General features: G+C 63.8%; 15 protein-coding genes and 1 tRNA gene. 9 read left to right on the top strand and 7 right to left on the bottom strand.

What is annotated here, in order from left to right; translation table 11 throughout:
- The first annotated feature begins 7 nt into the window (after positions 1-7).
- Both V8683_RS07175 and V8683_RS07170 read left to right on the top strand, forming a co-directional pair.
- On the top strand, positions 8-784 hold the full coding sequence (locus V8683_RS07175; RefSeq protein WP_411188755.1) for an ABC transporter ATP-binding protein: 777 nt from the start codon (positions 8-10) through the stop codon (positions 782-784).
- The gene (locus V8683_RS07170) at positions 784-1,500 is read left to right on the top strand and encodes an ABC transporter ATP-binding protein (protein ID WP_411188756.1); all 717 of its coding nucleotides are present in this window, start codon (positions 784-786) and stop codon (positions 1,498-1,500) included. Before V8683_RS07175 ends, V8683_RS07170 begins: the two co-directional genes overlap by 1 nt.
- Positions 1,501-1,608: 108 nt before the next feature.
- Here the strand turns inward: V8683_RS07170 and V8683_RS07165 are convergent, their stop codons facing one another.
- Entirely contained in the window at positions 1,609-2,079 is a 471-nt protein-coding gene (locus V8683_RS07165) for a GNAT family acetyltransferase (protein ID WP_411188758.1), read from the bottom strand.
- A 17-nt stretch (positions 2,080-2,096) separates the two neighbouring features.
- Positions 2,097-3,281 carry an acetylornithine transaminase gene (locus V8683_RS07160; RefSeq protein ID WP_411188759.1) on the bottom strand — a complete coding sequence of 395 codons (1,185 nt, stop codon included), beginning with the start codon at positions 3,279-3,281 and terminating at the stop codon, positions 2,097-2,099.
- Between V8683_RS07160 and V8683_RS07155 the strand changes: the two genes are divergently transcribed.
- Entirely contained in the window at positions 3,280-3,516 is a 237-nt protein-coding gene (locus V8683_RS07155; protein ID WP_411188761.1) for a hypothetical protein, read from the top strand. The two genes, V8683_RS07160 and V8683_RS07155, sit on opposite strands and share 2 nt — an antisense overlap.
- Before the next feature lie 81 nt (positions 3,517-3,597).
- On the opposite strand, the gene V8683_RS07150 is transcribed toward V8683_RS07155, so the two are convergent.
- Positions 3,598-4,629 (bottom strand): CDP-6-deoxy-delta-3,4-glucoseen reductase, encoded by a 1,032-nt coding sequence (locus V8683_RS07150; RefSeq protein ID WP_411188762.1) that lies wholly within the window; start codon positions 4,627-4,629, stop codon positions 3,598-3,600.
- A 75-nt stretch (positions 4,630-4,704) separates the two neighbouring features.
- Between V8683_RS07150 and V8683_RS07145 the strand changes: the two genes are divergently transcribed.
- Positions 4,705-5,754, top strand: a complete 1,050-nt coding sequence (locus V8683_RS07145) for an NAD-dependent epimerase/dehydratase family protein (RefSeq protein WP_411188763.1) — start codon at positions 4,705-4,707, stop codon at positions 5,752-5,754.
- 34 nt (positions 5,755-5,788) lie between these two features.
- Here the strand turns inward: V8683_RS07145 and V8683_RS07140 are convergent, their stop codons facing one another.
- Positions 5,789-5,977, bottom strand: coding sequence for a hypothetical protein (locus tag V8683_RS07140; protein ID WP_411188764.1), 189 nt, complete (start codon positions 5,975-5,977; stop codon positions 5,789-5,791).
- 154 nt (positions 5,978-6,131) lie between these two features.
- The gene (locus V8683_RS07135) at positions 6,132-6,836 is read right to left on the bottom strand and encodes a pseudouridine synthase (protein ID WP_411188766.1); all 705 of its coding nucleotides are present in this window, start codon (positions 6,834-6,836) and stop codon (positions 6,132-6,134) included.
- 261 nt (positions 6,837-7,097) lie between these two features.
- Here V8683_RS07135 and poxB point away from each other — a divergent pair, with 261 nt between their 5' ends.
- From poxB to V8683_RS07120, 3 genes are all read left to right on the top strand, one after another.
- On the top strand, positions 7,098-8,816 hold the full coding sequence (gene poxB / locus V8683_RS07130) for a ubiquinone-dependent pyruvate dehydrogenase (RefSeq protein WP_411188767.1): 1,719 nt from the start codon (positions 7,098-7,100) through the stop codon (positions 8,814-8,816).
- A gap of 133 nt (positions 8,817-8,949) precedes the next feature.
- Positions 8,950-9,726 carry a TraB/GumN family protein gene (locus tag V8683_RS07125; protein WP_411188768.1) on the top strand — a complete coding sequence of 259 codons (777 nt, stop codon included), beginning with the start codon at positions 8,950-8,952 and terminating at the stop codon, positions 9,724-9,726.
- A gap of 547 nt (positions 9,727-10,273) precedes the next feature.
- Positions 10,274-10,813, top strand: a complete 540-nt coding sequence (locus V8683_RS07120) for a hypothetical protein (RefSeq protein WP_411188769.1) — start codon at positions 10,274-10,276, stop codon at positions 10,811-10,813.
- Positions 10,814-11,120: 307 nt separating this feature from the next.
- Here the strand turns inward: V8683_RS07120 and V8683_RS07115 are convergent.
- Together V8683_RS07115 and hemN are read right to left on the bottom strand one after the other, a co-directional pair.
- Positions 11,121-11,205 (bottom strand) — tRNA-Leu (locus V8683_RS07115).
- A 103-nt stretch (positions 11,206-11,308) separates the two neighbouring features.
- Positions 11,309-12,694, bottom strand: a complete 1,386-nt coding sequence (hemN, locus tag V8683_RS07110) for an oxygen-independent coproporphyrinogen III oxidase (protein ID WP_411188770.1) — start codon at positions 12,692-12,694, stop codon at positions 11,309-11,311.
- Between the two features lie 239 nt (positions 12,695-12,933).
- Here hemN and V8683_RS07105 point away from each other — a divergent pair, with 239 nt between their 5' ends.
- Both V8683_RS07105 and V8683_RS07100 read left to right on the top strand, forming a co-directional pair.
- Positions 12,934-13,236 (top strand): YkgJ family cysteine cluster protein, encoded by a 303-nt coding sequence (locus tag V8683_RS07105; RefSeq protein ID WP_411188771.1) that lies wholly within the window; start codon positions 12,934-12,936, stop codon positions 13,234-13,236.
- 59 nt (positions 13,237-13,295) lie between these two features.
- Positions 13,296-13,883 carry a DUF1439 domain-containing protein gene (locus V8683_RS07100; RefSeq protein ID WP_411188772.1) on the top strand — a complete coding sequence of 196 codons (588 nt, stop codon included), beginning with the start codon at positions 13,296-13,298 and terminating at the stop codon, positions 13,881-13,883.
- Positions 13,884-13,946 lie beyond the last annotated feature (63 nt).

Genomic DNA, 13,946 nt, shown 5'->3' with positions numbered 1-13,946 from the left:
GACGAATATGAGCAACAAATCCATCCGCCTGTCCGTGAAGGGTGTGAACAAGCGCTTCGGCGGCCTGCAGGCGCTCTCGGACGTGGGCCTCGAGATCGAGCAAGGGACCATCTACGGCCTCATCGGCCCGAACGGCGCCGGCAAGACCACGTTCTTCAACGTGATCACGGGTCTCTATACGCCGGACTCCGGCGAGTTCAGGCTCGACGGCGAGGCCTACACGCCGACGGCCGTCTATCAGGTGGCGAAGGCGGGCATTGCGCGCACTTTCCAGAACATTCGTCTCTTCGGCGGCATGACTGCGCTGGAGAACGTGATGGTGGGCCGCCACGTGCGCACGAAGCACGGGCTGATCGGCGCCGTGTTCCAGACGCCCTCGGAGCGCAAGGAAGAGCGCGAGATCAAGGAGCGCGCGCTCGAACTGCTCGAATACGTGGGCATCGCGCAGTACGCCGACTATACGTCGCGCAACCTCTCGTACGGTCACCAGCGGCGTCTGGAGATCGCGCGCGCGCTCGCGACCGATCCGAAGCTGCTCGCGCTCGACGAGCCGGCGGCCGGCATGAACGCGACCGAGAAGGTCGAACTCACGCGCCTGCTCGACAAGATCCGCGCGGACGGCAAGACGATCCTGCTGATCGAGCACGACGTGAAACTGGTGATGGGCCTGTGCAACCGCATGACAGTGCTCGACTATGGCAAGGTGATCGCCGAAGGTCTGCCGCATGACGTGCAGAAGGACCCGAAGGTGATCGAGGCATATCTGGGCGCAGGGGTGCACTGATGGCAAAGGCAATTCTCAAGATCACGGGCCTGCAGGTCAACTACGGCGGCATTCAGGCCGTGAAGGGTGTCGATCTCGAAGTGCGGGAAGGCGAGCTCGTCACGCTGATCGGCGCGAACGGCGCGGGCAAGACCACGACGATGAAGGCGATCACGGGTCTGAAGCCCTATTCGGCGGGCGACATCGAATACGATGGCCAGTCGATCAAGGGCGTACCGGCGCACGAACTGCTCAAGCGCGGCCTCGCGATGGTGCCGGAAGGCCGCGGCATCTTCGCGCGCATGTCGATCCTCGAAAACATGCAGATGGGCGCGTACCTGCGTAACGACACCGAGGGCATCAAGAAGGACGTCGACCGCATGTTCGGCTTCTTCCCGCGCCTGAAGGAGCGCGCGACGCAGCTCGCAGGCACGCTCTCGGGCGGCGAGCAGCAGATGCTGGCAATGGCGCGGGCGATCCTCAGCAAGCCGAAGCTTTTGCTGCTCGACGAACCGTCGATGGGTCTTTCGCCGATCATGGTCGAGAAGATCTTCGAAGTGGTGCGCACGATTTCGAGCGAGGGCATCACGGTGCTGCTCGTCGAGCAGAATGCGCGTCTCGCGCTGCAGGCCGCGAATCGCGGCTACGTGATGGACTCGGGCCTCGTCACGATGGAAGGCGACGCGAAGCAGATGCTCGACGATCCGAAGGTGCGCGCTGCCTACCTTGGCGAATAAGCGGGCGAATAAGCGCCTCTCGTAGTACGAAGCAAAAAGCTGCATGGGTGGTTCAGACCCATGCAGCTTTTTTTATGGCCTTCGCGTTGGCGATGCGGCGGCCGGGGCTTACTGCGCGTCGGCGGTGATCGCGAGCATGGGCCGTTCCAGCCGCTTGCCAAGGCTCACCACCGCATCGGCGCGGTAGCCTAGCGCCTCGTAGAAAGCCAGTACCTCGGGCTTGTCGCGCAGTACCTGCAGATTGAGCTTCGGGCAGCCGCGCGCGGCGAGCTGGCTTTCAGCGTGGCGCACGAGCCCCGTGCCGATGCCGAGCCGCCGCTCCGCCGGATCGACGGCCACCGAATAGAGCCAGCCGCGATGCCCGTCGTAGCCCGCCATCGCCGTTCCGACCACCGCGCCGTCTTCGTCGCGCGTGGCGACGAAAAACAGTTCGGGCTGCGTACCGAGTTTGTTCTCGATCGACAGACGCGGACTGCGATGCGGGCGAGTCGTGTCCTGATACTCCGGAAACGCCTGCAGCCACAGTGCGATGACCGCTTCGGCGTCGGCTCGTGCGAAAGGGCGGATCGTGACGGACATTGCCTGGTTCCAGCCGATTACAGCGAATCGAGAATCGAACGCAGCATTGCCATCATCTGGTCGATCTCTTCGTTCGTCACGTTGAGCGCGGGCATGAAGCGCAGCAGGTTCGGTCGCGCGGCGTTGAGCAGCAGGCCGTCGGGTTGCATGAGGCGCGCCTTCTCGACGATCTGCGGGCCGATGTCCTTGCCGAGCAGCAGCGCGCGCAACAGGCCTTCGCCACGCTCACCTTCGAAGCCGCGCTCCGCCGAGAGTTCGAGCAGCTTCTCGCGAAGATAGTCGGCGCGCGCACGCACGCCCTCCAGAAAGCCCGGCGCAACCAGTTGCGAAATCACCGAATAGCCCGCGGCCGTCATCAGCGGATTGCCGTTGTAGGTGCCGCCCTGGTCGCCCGCTTCGAACACGCAGATCTCCTGCTTCGCGAGCAAGGCCGCGAGCGGCACGCCGCCGCCAATGCCCTTGCCGAGCGTCATGATGTCCGGCTCGATGCCCGAGAGTTCATAGGCGAACAGCGTGCCGGCGCGGCCGCAGCCGCTCTGCACTTCGTCGACGATCAGCAGGATGCCGTGCTGCTTCGTGAGCGCGCGCAGTTGCTGCATGAATTCGCGCGTGGCGGGAATCACGCCGCCTTCGCCCTGGATCGGTTCGAGCATCACGGCGACGGTCTTCGCGCCGATGAGCTTCTCGACCGAGGCAATGTCGTTGAGGTCGGCCTTCGGGAAGCCCGGCACCTGCGGCGCGTAGATCGTGTCCCAGCCGGCCTTGCCGCTCGCCGACATCGTCGCGAGCGTGCGGCCGTGGAAGCTGTGGTCGAACGTGATGATCTCGTAGGCGCCGTCGCGATGCTTTTTGCCCCACTTGCGCGCGAGCTTGATCGCGCCTTCGTTGGCTTCCGCGCCGCTGTTGGCGAAGAACACCTTGTCGAAGCAGCTATGTTCCGTGAGGAGGTTCGCGAGCTTCGCCATCGGCTCGTTGTAGAAGGCCGGCGACGGATTGATGAGGAGGCGCGACTGCTTGTCGAGCGCCTCGATCATGCCTTCGTTGCAGTGGCCGAGACTGTTGACGGCCCAGCCCTGGATGAAGTCCAGATATCGCTTGCCTGCGTTGTCGTAGAGCCACGACCCCTTGCCATGCGTGAAAACGATTTCGGGCCGGTTGGTGATGTACATCAGCGACTCGGTCGGGTACTCGGAAAAATTCATGGCAACGGGCTCCGCGCTCAAGGGTTGCAACAAGGGTGGCAAGGAAGCCGCGACGGGGCGGCCGGAAAAACAAAAAGCCACGGCTGGCCGTGGCTTTCGTAATTCGAACTGCATGCGCGTGAGTGACGCGCGTCCGCAACGAAGCCAGGCCCTATTCGGGCAAGCGGCGACGTCGGAGAGCGGACAGGATGCGGTTCATGGGCGCAAGAATACGACAAGCGGATCGGCCGTGTAAACCGTCAATTGTGCACGGCGGAAGAAATTTTCGTGACGGCAGTTGGCCAACCCGCCGCCACGAACCGCGTGAGAGGCCGTATCAAACGGGGTTGGCGAGGTCCGCTGCGCTTGTGAACGAGTCCGCGTAGAACTCGTCTTCGGGCAGGCCGTGGTGCTGCGAGAAGTCGCGCTGCGCCGATTCCACCATGACCGGCGCGCCGCACGCGTAGACCTGATAGCCGGACAGGTCAGACAGGTCTTCGATCACCGCGCGGTGCACGAAGCCCGTGCGGCCGGTCCAGTTGTCGCTCGCAGCGGGTTCCGATAGCACCGGCACGAAGCGGAAGTTCGGAATGTCCTTCGCCCATTGTTCGGCGAGATCCAGCAGGTACAGGTCCTTTTTCTGGCGCGCGCCCCAATAGAGCGTCATCGGGCGGTTCAGGTTCTTGTAGGCCGCGTGCTCGACGATGGCCTTGATCGGCGCGAAGCCGGTGCCCGAGGCGAGCAGGACAATCGGCTTCTCCGAGTCCTCGCGCAGGAAGAAGGTGCCGAGCGGTGCCTCGAAACGCAGGATGTCGCGCTCCTTCATCTGCGTGAAGACGTGGTCGGTGAACTTGCCGCCCGGCATGTGGCGGACGTGCAGTTCGAGCGGGCCTTCCTCGTGCGGCGCGGTCGCCATCGAGTAGCTGCGGCGCGTGCCGTCCTTCAGGATGAATTCGAGGTACTGGCCGGCGAGGTATTGCAGGCGCTCATTGGCGGGCAGTTGCAGCTTCAGGACGACCACGTCGTCGGCACGGCGCTCGATCGCGGCGATGCGCGTGGGCAGCTTGCGCACCTGCATGTCGCCCACGCCCGCGACTTCGCGGATGTCGATTTCGAGGTCCGACTGGGCCGTCGCGCAGCACAGGAGCGCCATGCCGCGCGTGCGTTCGTCGTTCGAAAGCGCCGAGGCCGCGTGCGCGCGCTGTTCGATCTCGCCGTTGCAGATCGTGCCCTTGCACGAACCGCAGGCGCCGTTCTTGCAGCCATAAGGCAGGCCGACGCCCTGGCGCAGGGCTGCATTGAGGATGGGTTCGTCCGGTTCGACCTGGAACTGCCGGCCGCTTTGCTTGAGCGTTACGTTGAAAGCCATATTCGATTGAAGCGTAAGTCGGAAATCCGTAAGGGCCGCCGCCGACGTGGGCCGACGGCTTAAAATGGGTCCACCATGATTGCCACAAGAACCTTGCGCCGTGCGCGCATCCTGATCGTCGGTTGCGGCGACGTCGGCTTGCGCTGCGCCGTGCTGCTGCGCCCCCGCGCACGCGTGTTTGCGCTCACGAGCCAGCCGGCACGCGCGGCTTCGCTGCGCGAGGCCGGCACGGTCCCGCTGGTGGGCGACCTTGACGTGCGGGCGAGTCTTGCGCGGCTCGCCGGGCTCGCGAATGTCGTGCTGCACCTCGCGCCGCCGGAAAAATCCGGCGAAGACGACAACCGTAGCCGTCATCTGATCGCCGCCTTGACCGCCCGGAGCCGTTCGGCGGCGCGGCCGGCCGGGAGACCCCATGGAGCCTCGCGGCGCGGCATGGCGGCAAGCCCGCGCGCAGCGCTGCCGGTGCGTCGCAAAGCACGGTCTATTGTACCCGAGCGCACTATGGGGCCCGCAGGGCGGACGCGTATCCGCACTGGCCGATTGAAACTGGTTTATGCCAGCACCACGGGCGTCTATGGCGATTGCGAAGGCGAGCGCATCGACGAAACGCGCCCTGTACGACCCGCCAACGCGCGCGCCAAGCGCCGGGTGGCCGCCGAGCGCGTGCTGCGCCGCGCGACCGCGCGCGGCGTGCTGACGGCTTCGATCGCGCGCATTCCCGGCATCTATGCGGCCAACCGCCTGCCGCTCGCTCGTCTCGCGAAAGGCACGCCGGCGCTGGTCGAGCGTGACGACGTCTATACGAGCCATATCCACGCCGACGATCTGGCCGCCATCATGGTGCGGCTCGCCGCGCATGGCCGCCCGGCGCGCGTGGTGCACGCGTCGGACGACAGCGAACTGAAGATGGGGGACTATTTCGACCGCGTGGCCGATGCGTTCGGACTCGCGCGGGCGCCGCGCGTGAGCCGGGAGGAAGCGGAACGCCGCCTCGAACCCATGCTGCTTTCGTTCATGCGCGAATCCCGGCGCCTTTCGAACCGACGGCTCAAGCGGGAACTGGGTGTGAGACTGCGTTATCCGAGCGTCGACGATTTTCTGCGCACGCTGCCGCCGCGCCCGTGAACAAGGGCGCGGCGGCATGGCGCAAGCGTGCCGTTCACGTGATGGCCGGCAGCGCTTCGAGCAAGAGGAAGCAGAACAGGGCGCCGATGAGCACGCCGATCAGACCTGGCTGATATCGATGACGCAAACGCATCGACACGAGCAGCCCGCCGATCAGCAGCGCCCCCATTGCCACGAACGCCATCAACACGTATGAAATTTGATATGTGCCGTTGATGAACATAGCCCCCCTCCTTGCATCGCTTGTAATCATTGTTTAAACGAGTATAGGGCGCAACGTCAGGAAGGGCATGTTGCGGCGCGGCGGAACAGGGACGGTTCCGACGATATGAGTGCGGCACCGCACATAGCCGCAACCGGTGTCGATACGGTGGGGATCAGCCTTCGCGCAGTGCGTCGAGCTCGGGCGCTTCGAGCCATCGCCAGGCGCCGGGCGCGAGATCCGCGGGCAGCGTGAAGCCGCCAATGCGCTCGCGATGCAGTGCCTCGCAGCGATTACCCACAGCGGCGATCATCCGCTTGACCTGGTGGTACTTCCCTTCCAGCACCGTGAGTTCGAGTTCATGTTCGCCGTGCGTGCGCGCATCGACGGCCGCGATGGGCTCCCGTTCGCCGTGCAGCAGGACGCCAGTACGCAGCGCCTCGAGTTGCGTGTCGTCTAGCGCGTGGCGTGTCGTTGCCACGTAGACCTTCGGCACCTTGCGTTTGGGTGACGTGAAGGCGTGAACGAACTGGCCGTCGTCCGAAAGCAGCAGCAAGCCGGTCGTGTCCTGATCGAGACGGCCAACGCATTGCACGCCGCGCGTCGCGAGCGGTGCCGGCAGCAGATGAAAGACGCTCAGATGGTGCTGCGGATCGCGCGAGCACTCGTAGCCCGCAGGCTTGTTCAGCGCGAGATACGCGCGTTCGTGAAACGGCCAGGGTTCGGCGTCCACACTGAAGCTGAGCCCTGCGGTGTCGAACGATGCGAGCGGATCGGTGCAGAGGGCGCCCGCGACGGCGACGCGCGCGTCGGCGACGAGCGCGCGGCACTGGCGGCGCGAACCGAAACCCTGGCTGAAGAGAATGCTTTCGAGATTCATGAAGACCGGCGGACGGCGTCAAAACCGCTGCATTCTAACCGGCACCGCGGTCCGGGGCGGGCGCGGCGCCTCGCTTGCCGCATGCGGGCTTCGAAGCATCCTTCGCGAGGATGGCGTAACGTAGCGCGACGCATCGCAGATTGCCGCCGGCGAATGACGGCGCGGTTGCGCGATACGCATCCCTTTTTCCGGCGCGGTGCCGCGATGTGCAGCGGGACAGGCACATCGCGGCGCCGCGCGTCAGTCTACGAGGAGGACAGCATGGCGAACACGATCGCGGATTATCTGGCGAAGACACTCGAAGCGGTGGGCGTAGAGCGCATCTGGGGCGTCACCGGTGACAGCCTGAACGGCTTGTCTTCGAGCCTGGATCGTCTTGGCACGATTCGCTGGATGCATACGCGCCACGAGGAGGTTGCGGCATTCGCGGCCGGAGCCGAAGCGGCGGCAACGGGGCGGCTCGCGGTCTGCGCGGGAAGCTGCGGGCCGGGCAACCTGCACCTCATCAACGGCCTCTATGATTGCCAACGCAACCATGTTCCCGTGCTCGCGATCGCGGCGCACATTCCGTCGACGGAGATCGGCCTCCACTACTTTCAGGAAACGCATCCGCAAGAGCTATTCAAGGAGTGCAGCCACTACGTCGAACTGGTGACGAACGCCTCGCAGTTCCCGCGCGTGCTCGCGACGGCGTTGCGCACGGCCATCGACGAAAAGGGCGTGGCGGTGATCGTGCTGCCGGGCGACGTGGCCTTGCTCGAAGCGACCGGCGAGGAGCCGGCATGGGCCCAGGCCGCGCGGCCGGCGACGCTGCCGGCGGAGGCGGACATCGACCGGCTCGCCGACCTGCTGAACCGCTCGGAAGCCGTCACGCTGCTGTGCGGCAGCGGTTGCAAAGGCGCACACGACGAAGTCGTCGCGCTGGCGGACGCGCTCGGCGCGCCGACCGTACATGCATTGCGCGGCAAGCAGTACGTCGAATGGGACAACCCTTACGACGTGGGCATGACGGGACTGATCGGCTTCAGCTCGGGCTATCACGCGATGATGTCGTGCGACACGCTCGTGATGCTCGGCACCGACTTCCCGTATCGCAACTTCTATCCGCAGCACACCAACATCGTGCAGATCGACCGCAATCCGGCGGCGCTCGGCAGGCGGGCGCCGCTTGCGCTCGGCCTCGTGGGCGATGTGCGCGAGACGTTGCGGGCGCTCGCGCCGAAGCTCACGCGCAAGACCGATCGCCGCTTCGTCGAGCGTGCGAAGGAGCACTACAAGACTGCGCGCCAGGGTCTCGACGATCTCGCGACGCCGGCGCCCGCGGGCAAGCCGCTGCATCCGCAATACGTGACGGCGCGCGTGAACGCGCTCGCGGCCGACGACGCGATCTTCGCCGTCGATGTCGGCACGCCGACGCTGTGGGCGGCGCGCTATCTCACGATGAACGGCAAGCGCCGGCTGCACGGCTCGTTCAACCACGGGTCGATGGCCAATGCGATGCCGCAGGCGCTGGGCGCGCAGGCGGCCCATGCGGGCCGACAGGTGATCTCGCTGTCGGGCGATGGCGGGCTCTCGATGCTGCTCGGCGACATCCTGACTTCGCGGCAGCTCGACCTGCCGATCAAGATCGTTGTCCTGAATAATGGCACGCTGGGCTTTGTTGCGATGGAGATGAAGGCTGGCGGCTACGTCGAAACGGGCACCGACCTCGTGGCGACCAACTTTGCGGACATCGCGAAGGGGGCGGGTATATTCAGCGTGCGGGTGGAGACGTCGGAAGCGCTCGACGATGCGTTGCGCGCGGCGTTCACGCATCCTGGGCCGGCGCTCGTCGATGTGGTGACGGCCAAGCATGAGCTGGCGATGCCGCCGAAGCTGCAATGGGCGCAGGCCAAGGGGTTCAGCCTCTATATGCTGCGCGCGGTGCTGAGCGGGCGCGGGGACGAGGTGATCGAGCTTGCGCAGACTAATCTGCGTTGATGGAGTCGGACGGTTGTAAGCGCGCAAAGCCCCGCAATAGTGCGGGGCTTTGCTTTTGAAGCCGGTTGAGGATAATGCGGCTGCGGTACGCATTCAGGCCAAGTCCGCTGATTGACGTTTTGGGGGAAGTGGCGTGCTCTGGCAGATCGAAGGTTCAAACACCTACGTGCTCGGTTCCGTCCATGTGACAAACATGGCGCGACTGACTTTATCCGACATCGCCGGGCGCATCTTCGAGCAGGCCGATCGCGTGATCTTCGAGGCCGATCAGAAGGTTGCCCCAGATGCATCGCTATTCATGCTGCCGCCCGATACTCGCCTCGATAGGCTCATGGAGCCACCGGTATTTCGCAGGGTGCATGCGCACTGGGCTCGACTGGGACTTCCTGACGCGAATCTGTTGGTGCTGCGTCCAGTGATGGTCGCCATGACTCTGCAAATCTCGGAGGCATCTCGGAACGGGTATTTGACACAGTTTGGCGTGGACCACCTTCTGCGCGAGAGATCGGAACTGGCGCGCAAGAAAATTGACTATCTCGAAGATCTGAACGACCAGTTGCGTCTTTTGATGAGCACACCCTTGTCGGAACAAGTTTCGCTCCTGGACCATATTGCAACGCCAACGGACGCAGGATTTTCGGAGATAGAAGCCATGGTTTCGGCATGGCAGAACCACGACCTCGGACACTTCGAAAATCTACTGGAGGACCGCAGAAAGCTTTGGCCGCAATCCGTCGACGCTGTCCTGACCAGGCGCAATGAGGATTGGGCGCCACTGATTGCCGAGATGGTCCGGGCCGGCACGCATAATCTGATAGTCGTAGGTGCCCTGCACCTCGTAGGACCAACAGGTCTTCCTGTCCTGCTGCGACAACAGGGCCTTCACCTGGCGCCCCGGCAAGACGTTTAACCGGATTGTCGCGCAGCGCTGCTGCAGATCGGCTCAGCGGTTTCCAAACGCCTGTTTCCTGTGGTAACCAGGGTGGAAACTACGCCCGCCCGCCGTTGCTGATTCCACTGCAATCGACGCTGGCGGTTTTTCCAGTTCGGCATTATCTGCGGACTTGCTGCGCGGAAAAGCGTTCGGAAATTCCGGCTCACGCCGCCCGCATTTCCTTGAGGTATAAGCCTTTCAGGCCCATCGGCAGTTTCGAAACTGCGCGGAAATAGGTGAACTAATAATATGCGAAAAAATTCGCTGTTACTGACGCGTCGGGCGCCATGCCCGTAATGGCGCGCCTGGAGCGGCAATCCGTGAGTATCGCGGTGATGTTTGTTCGTAAATACAATTCATTGGTCTGACGCAGCCTCGTCTTGGATTCACCTACCCGAAGCGCATCTCGCTGATGCGGCTGCAAGAATCGCATCACACCGATTGTCGGTTCTGTACCGTGTGTAGAATATCGTCGCAAGAAATCACCAGTCTGCTTCGGACCGGGATGCGAAAGGGGGCATAAATGAAAAGAAGTGAAATGCGGACGAAAGTCGCCGTAATGCTGTCTGCCGGCGCGAAGAAACAGGACGTTTTTGCTGAGTTATCGGGGCAAGGTGTAAAGGATCGGGCTCTTGCGTACCTTATTGCAACGCACGTAGACCCGCGCCGTTGCGCCGACAACAAGATCCATCGCAGGATCGTGATCGCGATTGCCTGCATCCAGTTGATGCTTGCGATTCTCCTGGGAGGGTATGTTGCCCTTAATGCGTCGATGGCTGTTGGTGTGGTGGTCGGCGCGATTGGAGTATTGTTCGCTATTCTGTTTTTGCGGGGGTTCTTGACCGACAACGCCACTATTTACACGGCGTTTATCTTTCTCTCGCTTTCCCAATTGCCGCGACAACTTCAGGGTTTCTCTGATGACCCCGTCTGGGCCTCTATTGGTCTGGGAGTCGGCGTTGTGATCATTGGTTATGTCTGGTTCGTTCGTCACCGGCTGTTTCCGGACCTGGCCATTGTCTCGGTCAGGAAGATCAACGGCAAGTATGTATTCTCGGACTAATCAGCCAATTCCCGGTAGTTCATCCGCCAGTATTTCGCGCCGGACTTGTCGAGCTGGAGGTACATGCGGCCGCTGTCTGGCAGACGGTTGCCGCTGTCTTCCGGGTTGTACCGGGCTCCTGACTTGAGTGTCGGTGAGCGGCATGGTGGTATCGCAGCGCGAAATTCGGTGGTAGCTGAGCTGATGCCACCAAAAATACCACCGGCTGTCACTGGTAACGCGTTGCAGGCGATGGCAACAAAAAACCCCGCAGCGCTATGTCTGGCGGGGTTTGCTGGCGAAACGTTGTGAACGTTCGGAGAGTACTTGGTGCCTCGGGCCGGAATCGAACCGGCACTCCTTTCGGAACCGGATTTTGAGTCCGGCGCGTCTACCAATTTCACCACCGAGGCAGGACCTCGGCACCATCCGTCGCTATTTACGACGGCTATGCGCCGGGTAGCCAAGAATTATGACCTAATTCAGCCCGCCCGGCAACCGGCGCCCACCACGCGCTCAAACCGTGCGCGAGAATTGCTCCGGGCGCTGCGTGCCGAGGTAGCGGTCGAACACCATGGCGATATTGCGCACGAACATCCGCCCGGCCGGCAGCACTTCGAGCCGGTTCGCGCCGCGCGCGACAAGCCCGTCTTCCTCGAACGAGCGCAGGCGTTCGAGTTCGGGTGCAAAGGCGCTCGGGAAACTCACGCCGTAGGCGGCCTCGAACTCGTCGAAGCGCAGTTCGAGATTGCACATCAGCTCAGTGATGATGTCGCGGCGCAGCCGATCGTCGGCGCCCAGGCGGATGCCGCGTGCAATCGCGAGCCGCCCCGCGTCAAGCGCGGCGCCATAGCCGGGCAGATCCTTCGCGTTCTGGGCGTAGACGTCGCCGACCTTGCCGATGGACGACGCGCCGAAGCCGATCAGGTCGCAGTCGGCGCGCGTGCTGTAGCCCTGGAAATTGCGATGCAGCGTGCGCTGCTTTTGAGCCACTGCGAGCTCGTCGGTAGGCAACGCGAAGTGATCCATGCCGATGTAAACGTAGCCCGCGTCGGTCAACTGCTCGACCACGAGCTGCAGCAGCGCGAGCCGTTCGGCGGGCGAGGGCAGCGCCGCCGCATCCATTTGCCGCTGCATCTTGAACAGATGCGGCATATGCGCGTAGCCGAACACCGAAAGGCGATCGGGTGCGAGCAGCAGGATTGTGTCGAGCGTACGCCGGAAGCTCGCCACGGTCTGATGCGGCAGTCCGTAGATCAGATCGACGCTGATCGATTCGAAGCGGTTCGCGCGTGCCGCATTGATGCATTCAACCGTCATCTCCAGCGGCTGCACGCGATTGATCGCGCGCTGCACGACCGGGTCGAAGTCCTGCACGCCGAGGCTCAGGCGGTTGAAGCCGAGGCCGCGCAGATGCGCAATAGTGGCCGCCGAGGCTTCGCGCGGGTCGATTTCGATCGAATATTCGCCCTCGTTGTCGGAGCGCAGCGTGAAGTGCGCGCGCGTGGCGGCCATCAGTGCGCTCATCTCGTCGGGCGAAAGGAAGGTAGGTGTGCCGCCGCCCCAGTGGAGCTGCGAGACGGGCCGCTTCGTGTCGAAAAGTGCGGCCTGCAGTTCCAGTTCGCGGATCATCTGTTTCAGATACGGTTTCGCGCGGGTGCGGTTTTTCGTCGCAACCTTGTTGCAGCCGCAATAAAAGCAGACGGTGTCGCAGAATGGAATGTGGAAGTAGAGGGAAAGATCGGTTTCTTCGGCACCGGGGTCGGTGGCGGCACGGAAGTAGTGGGCGGGATCGAAGTCTTCGCGGAACTGCAGCGCGGTGGGGTAGGACGTATACCGCGGGCCGTTCGCGCCGTACTTGGCCAGCAGGTCGGGGCGGAACAGGAGATCGGCGTCACGCATGCGGGGTTCTCGTTGTTGGGGCGCCGTGCGGCCGTGGCCGGCGCCATTTCGAGGCAACATTCGGGCAACACCCGGACATCGCTCGGGCCTGGCACCGGACGGCATAATTTCTTGCGCCGGATTGATCCAGTTTAAGAGTGCGGTGCGTTTGGCGTTTGTGTAAAAAGGTCGCAGCCGGCAATGGCACAATGCGTCTGGTTCGTCGCGAGGCGGATCGTATCGACTGATTCAGGAAGCAGATGGTGAGTGCCGTTTCCCCCTTCGACGTGCCGGGTCACGCATGTCGCCCCGGCTGCGGCGCGTGCTGCATCGCGCCGTCCATTACGAGCCCGATTCCGGGCATGCCCGGGGGCAAGCCCGCGGGCGTGCGCTGCATTCAGCTTGGCGAGGATCTGCAATGCGCGATCTTCGGTTCGCCGCTGCGGCCCGCATGCTGCTCGGGGCTGCAGCCGCAGGCCGAGATGTGCGGCGCCTCGCGCGAAGAGGCGATCGTCTGGCTCACGCGGCTCGAGTCGGCGACGCGGCCCTCGCCCGACGCCTGAGTGCGTCCTTCCCACGTTTCGAACGGCAGGCCTCGCGCCGCCCTTCAAGGAGATTTCGCATGATTCATACGGCAACGCGCGTTTCCCGGCGAGCCTTCCTCCTCGCGGCATGTGCCGCGGCGGGCACGGCCATGTCACTGGGCGCGTGTGCGACGGGTACCTTCCCGTTCATCCCCGATCACTACACGTTCTCGCAGGAGCAGGTGCAGGCGGCGGTCCAGCGCAAGTTCCCGTATCACCGCTCGTTGCAGCAACTCTTCGAGGTGACGCTGACGAACCCCGTCGTCGTGCTGCAGCCCGATCGCAATCGCGTGGCCGTCCGCCTCGACGCCGAGCTTCAGAGCCCGCTGTTGCAGCAGCCTGTCGATGGCGTTTTCACGCTATCGAGCGCGCTTGCGTGGGATGCCGCGAGCCGCTCGGTGGTGCTCCAGTCGCCGTCGGTCGACAGCGTGGACATGCAAGGCGCGGCCGCGGCCTACGGACAGCAGGTGGGCTCGGTGGCGGCGCTCGCTGCCGCGCAGTTGCTCAACAACTATCCCGTCTACACGTTCAAGCCCGAGCAATTGCAGTTTGCCGGGGTCAACTACGAACCGGGTACAATCAACATCCTTACAAACGGCATGCGAGTGCAGATCGTCGAGAAATAAGCCGACGCGACGCCGCCGCGTGCAGCCGCCGGCGGTCCCGTCTTCCGTCCGGCGCGAATCCTC

Source organism: Paraburkholderia sp. AV2 (genome assembly GCF_054968425.1).
This window is presented reverse-complemented; position numbering and strand designations above follow the sequence as displayed.

Excerpts from the sequence above, each read along its gene's own strand:
- V8683_RS07175 (WP_411188755.1), top strand. The coding sequence starts at position 8 with ATGAGCAACAAATCCATCCGCCTGTCCGTGAAGGGTGTGAACAAGCGC.
- V8683_RS07140 (WP_411188764.1), bottom strand. The coding sequence starts at position 5,977 with ATGTTCATCAACGGCACATATCAAATTTCATACGTGTTGATGGCGTTC.
- poxB (WP_411188767.1), top strand. The coding sequence starts at position 7,098 with ATGGCGAACACGATCGCGGATTATCTGGCGAAGACACTCGAAGCGGTG.
- V8683_RS07120 (WP_411188769.1), top strand. The coding sequence starts at position 10,274 with ATGAAAAGAAGTGAAATGCGGACGAAAGTCGCCGTAATGCTGTCTGCC.
- V8683_RS07170 (WP_411188756.1), top strand. The coding sequence starts at position 784 with ATGGCAAAGGCAATTCTCAAGATCACGGGCCTGCAGGTCAACTACGGC.
- V8683_RS07105 (WP_411188771.1), top strand. The coding sequence starts at position 12,934 with ATGGTGAGTGCCGTTTCCCCCTTCGACGTGCCGGGTCACGCATGTCGC.
- V8683_RS07100 (WP_411188772.1), top strand. The coding sequence starts at position 13,296 with ATGATTCATACGGCAACGCGCGTTTCCCGGCGAGCCTTCCTCCTCGCG.
- V8683_RS07135 (WP_411188766.1), bottom strand. The coding sequence starts at position 6,836 with ATGAATCTCGAAAGCATTCTCTTCAGCCAGGGTTTCGGTTCGCGCCGC.
- hemN (WP_411188770.1), bottom strand. The coding sequence starts at position 12,694 with ATGCGTGACGCCGATCTCCTGTTCCGCCCCGACCTGCTGGCCAAGTAC.
- V8683_RS07165 (WP_411188758.1), bottom strand. The coding sequence starts at position 2,079 with ATGTCCGTCACGATCCGCCCTTTCGCACGAGCCGACGCCGAAGCGGTC.
- V8683_RS07145 (WP_411188763.1), top strand. The coding sequence starts at position 4,705 with ATGATTGCCACAAGAACCTTGCGCCGTGCGCGCATCCTGATCGTCGGT.
- V8683_RS07150 (WP_411188762.1), bottom strand. The coding sequence starts at position 4,629 with ATGGCTTTCAACGTAACGCTCAAGCAAAGCGGCCGGCAGTTCCAGGTC.
- V8683_RS07160 (WP_411188759.1), bottom strand. The coding sequence starts at position 3,281 with ATGAATTTTTCCGAGTACCCGACCGAGTCGCTGATGTACATCACCAAC.
- V8683_RS07155 (WP_411188761.1), top strand. The coding sequence starts at position 3,280 with ATGGCAACGGGCTCCGCGCTCAAGGGTTGCAACAAGGGTGGCAAGGAA.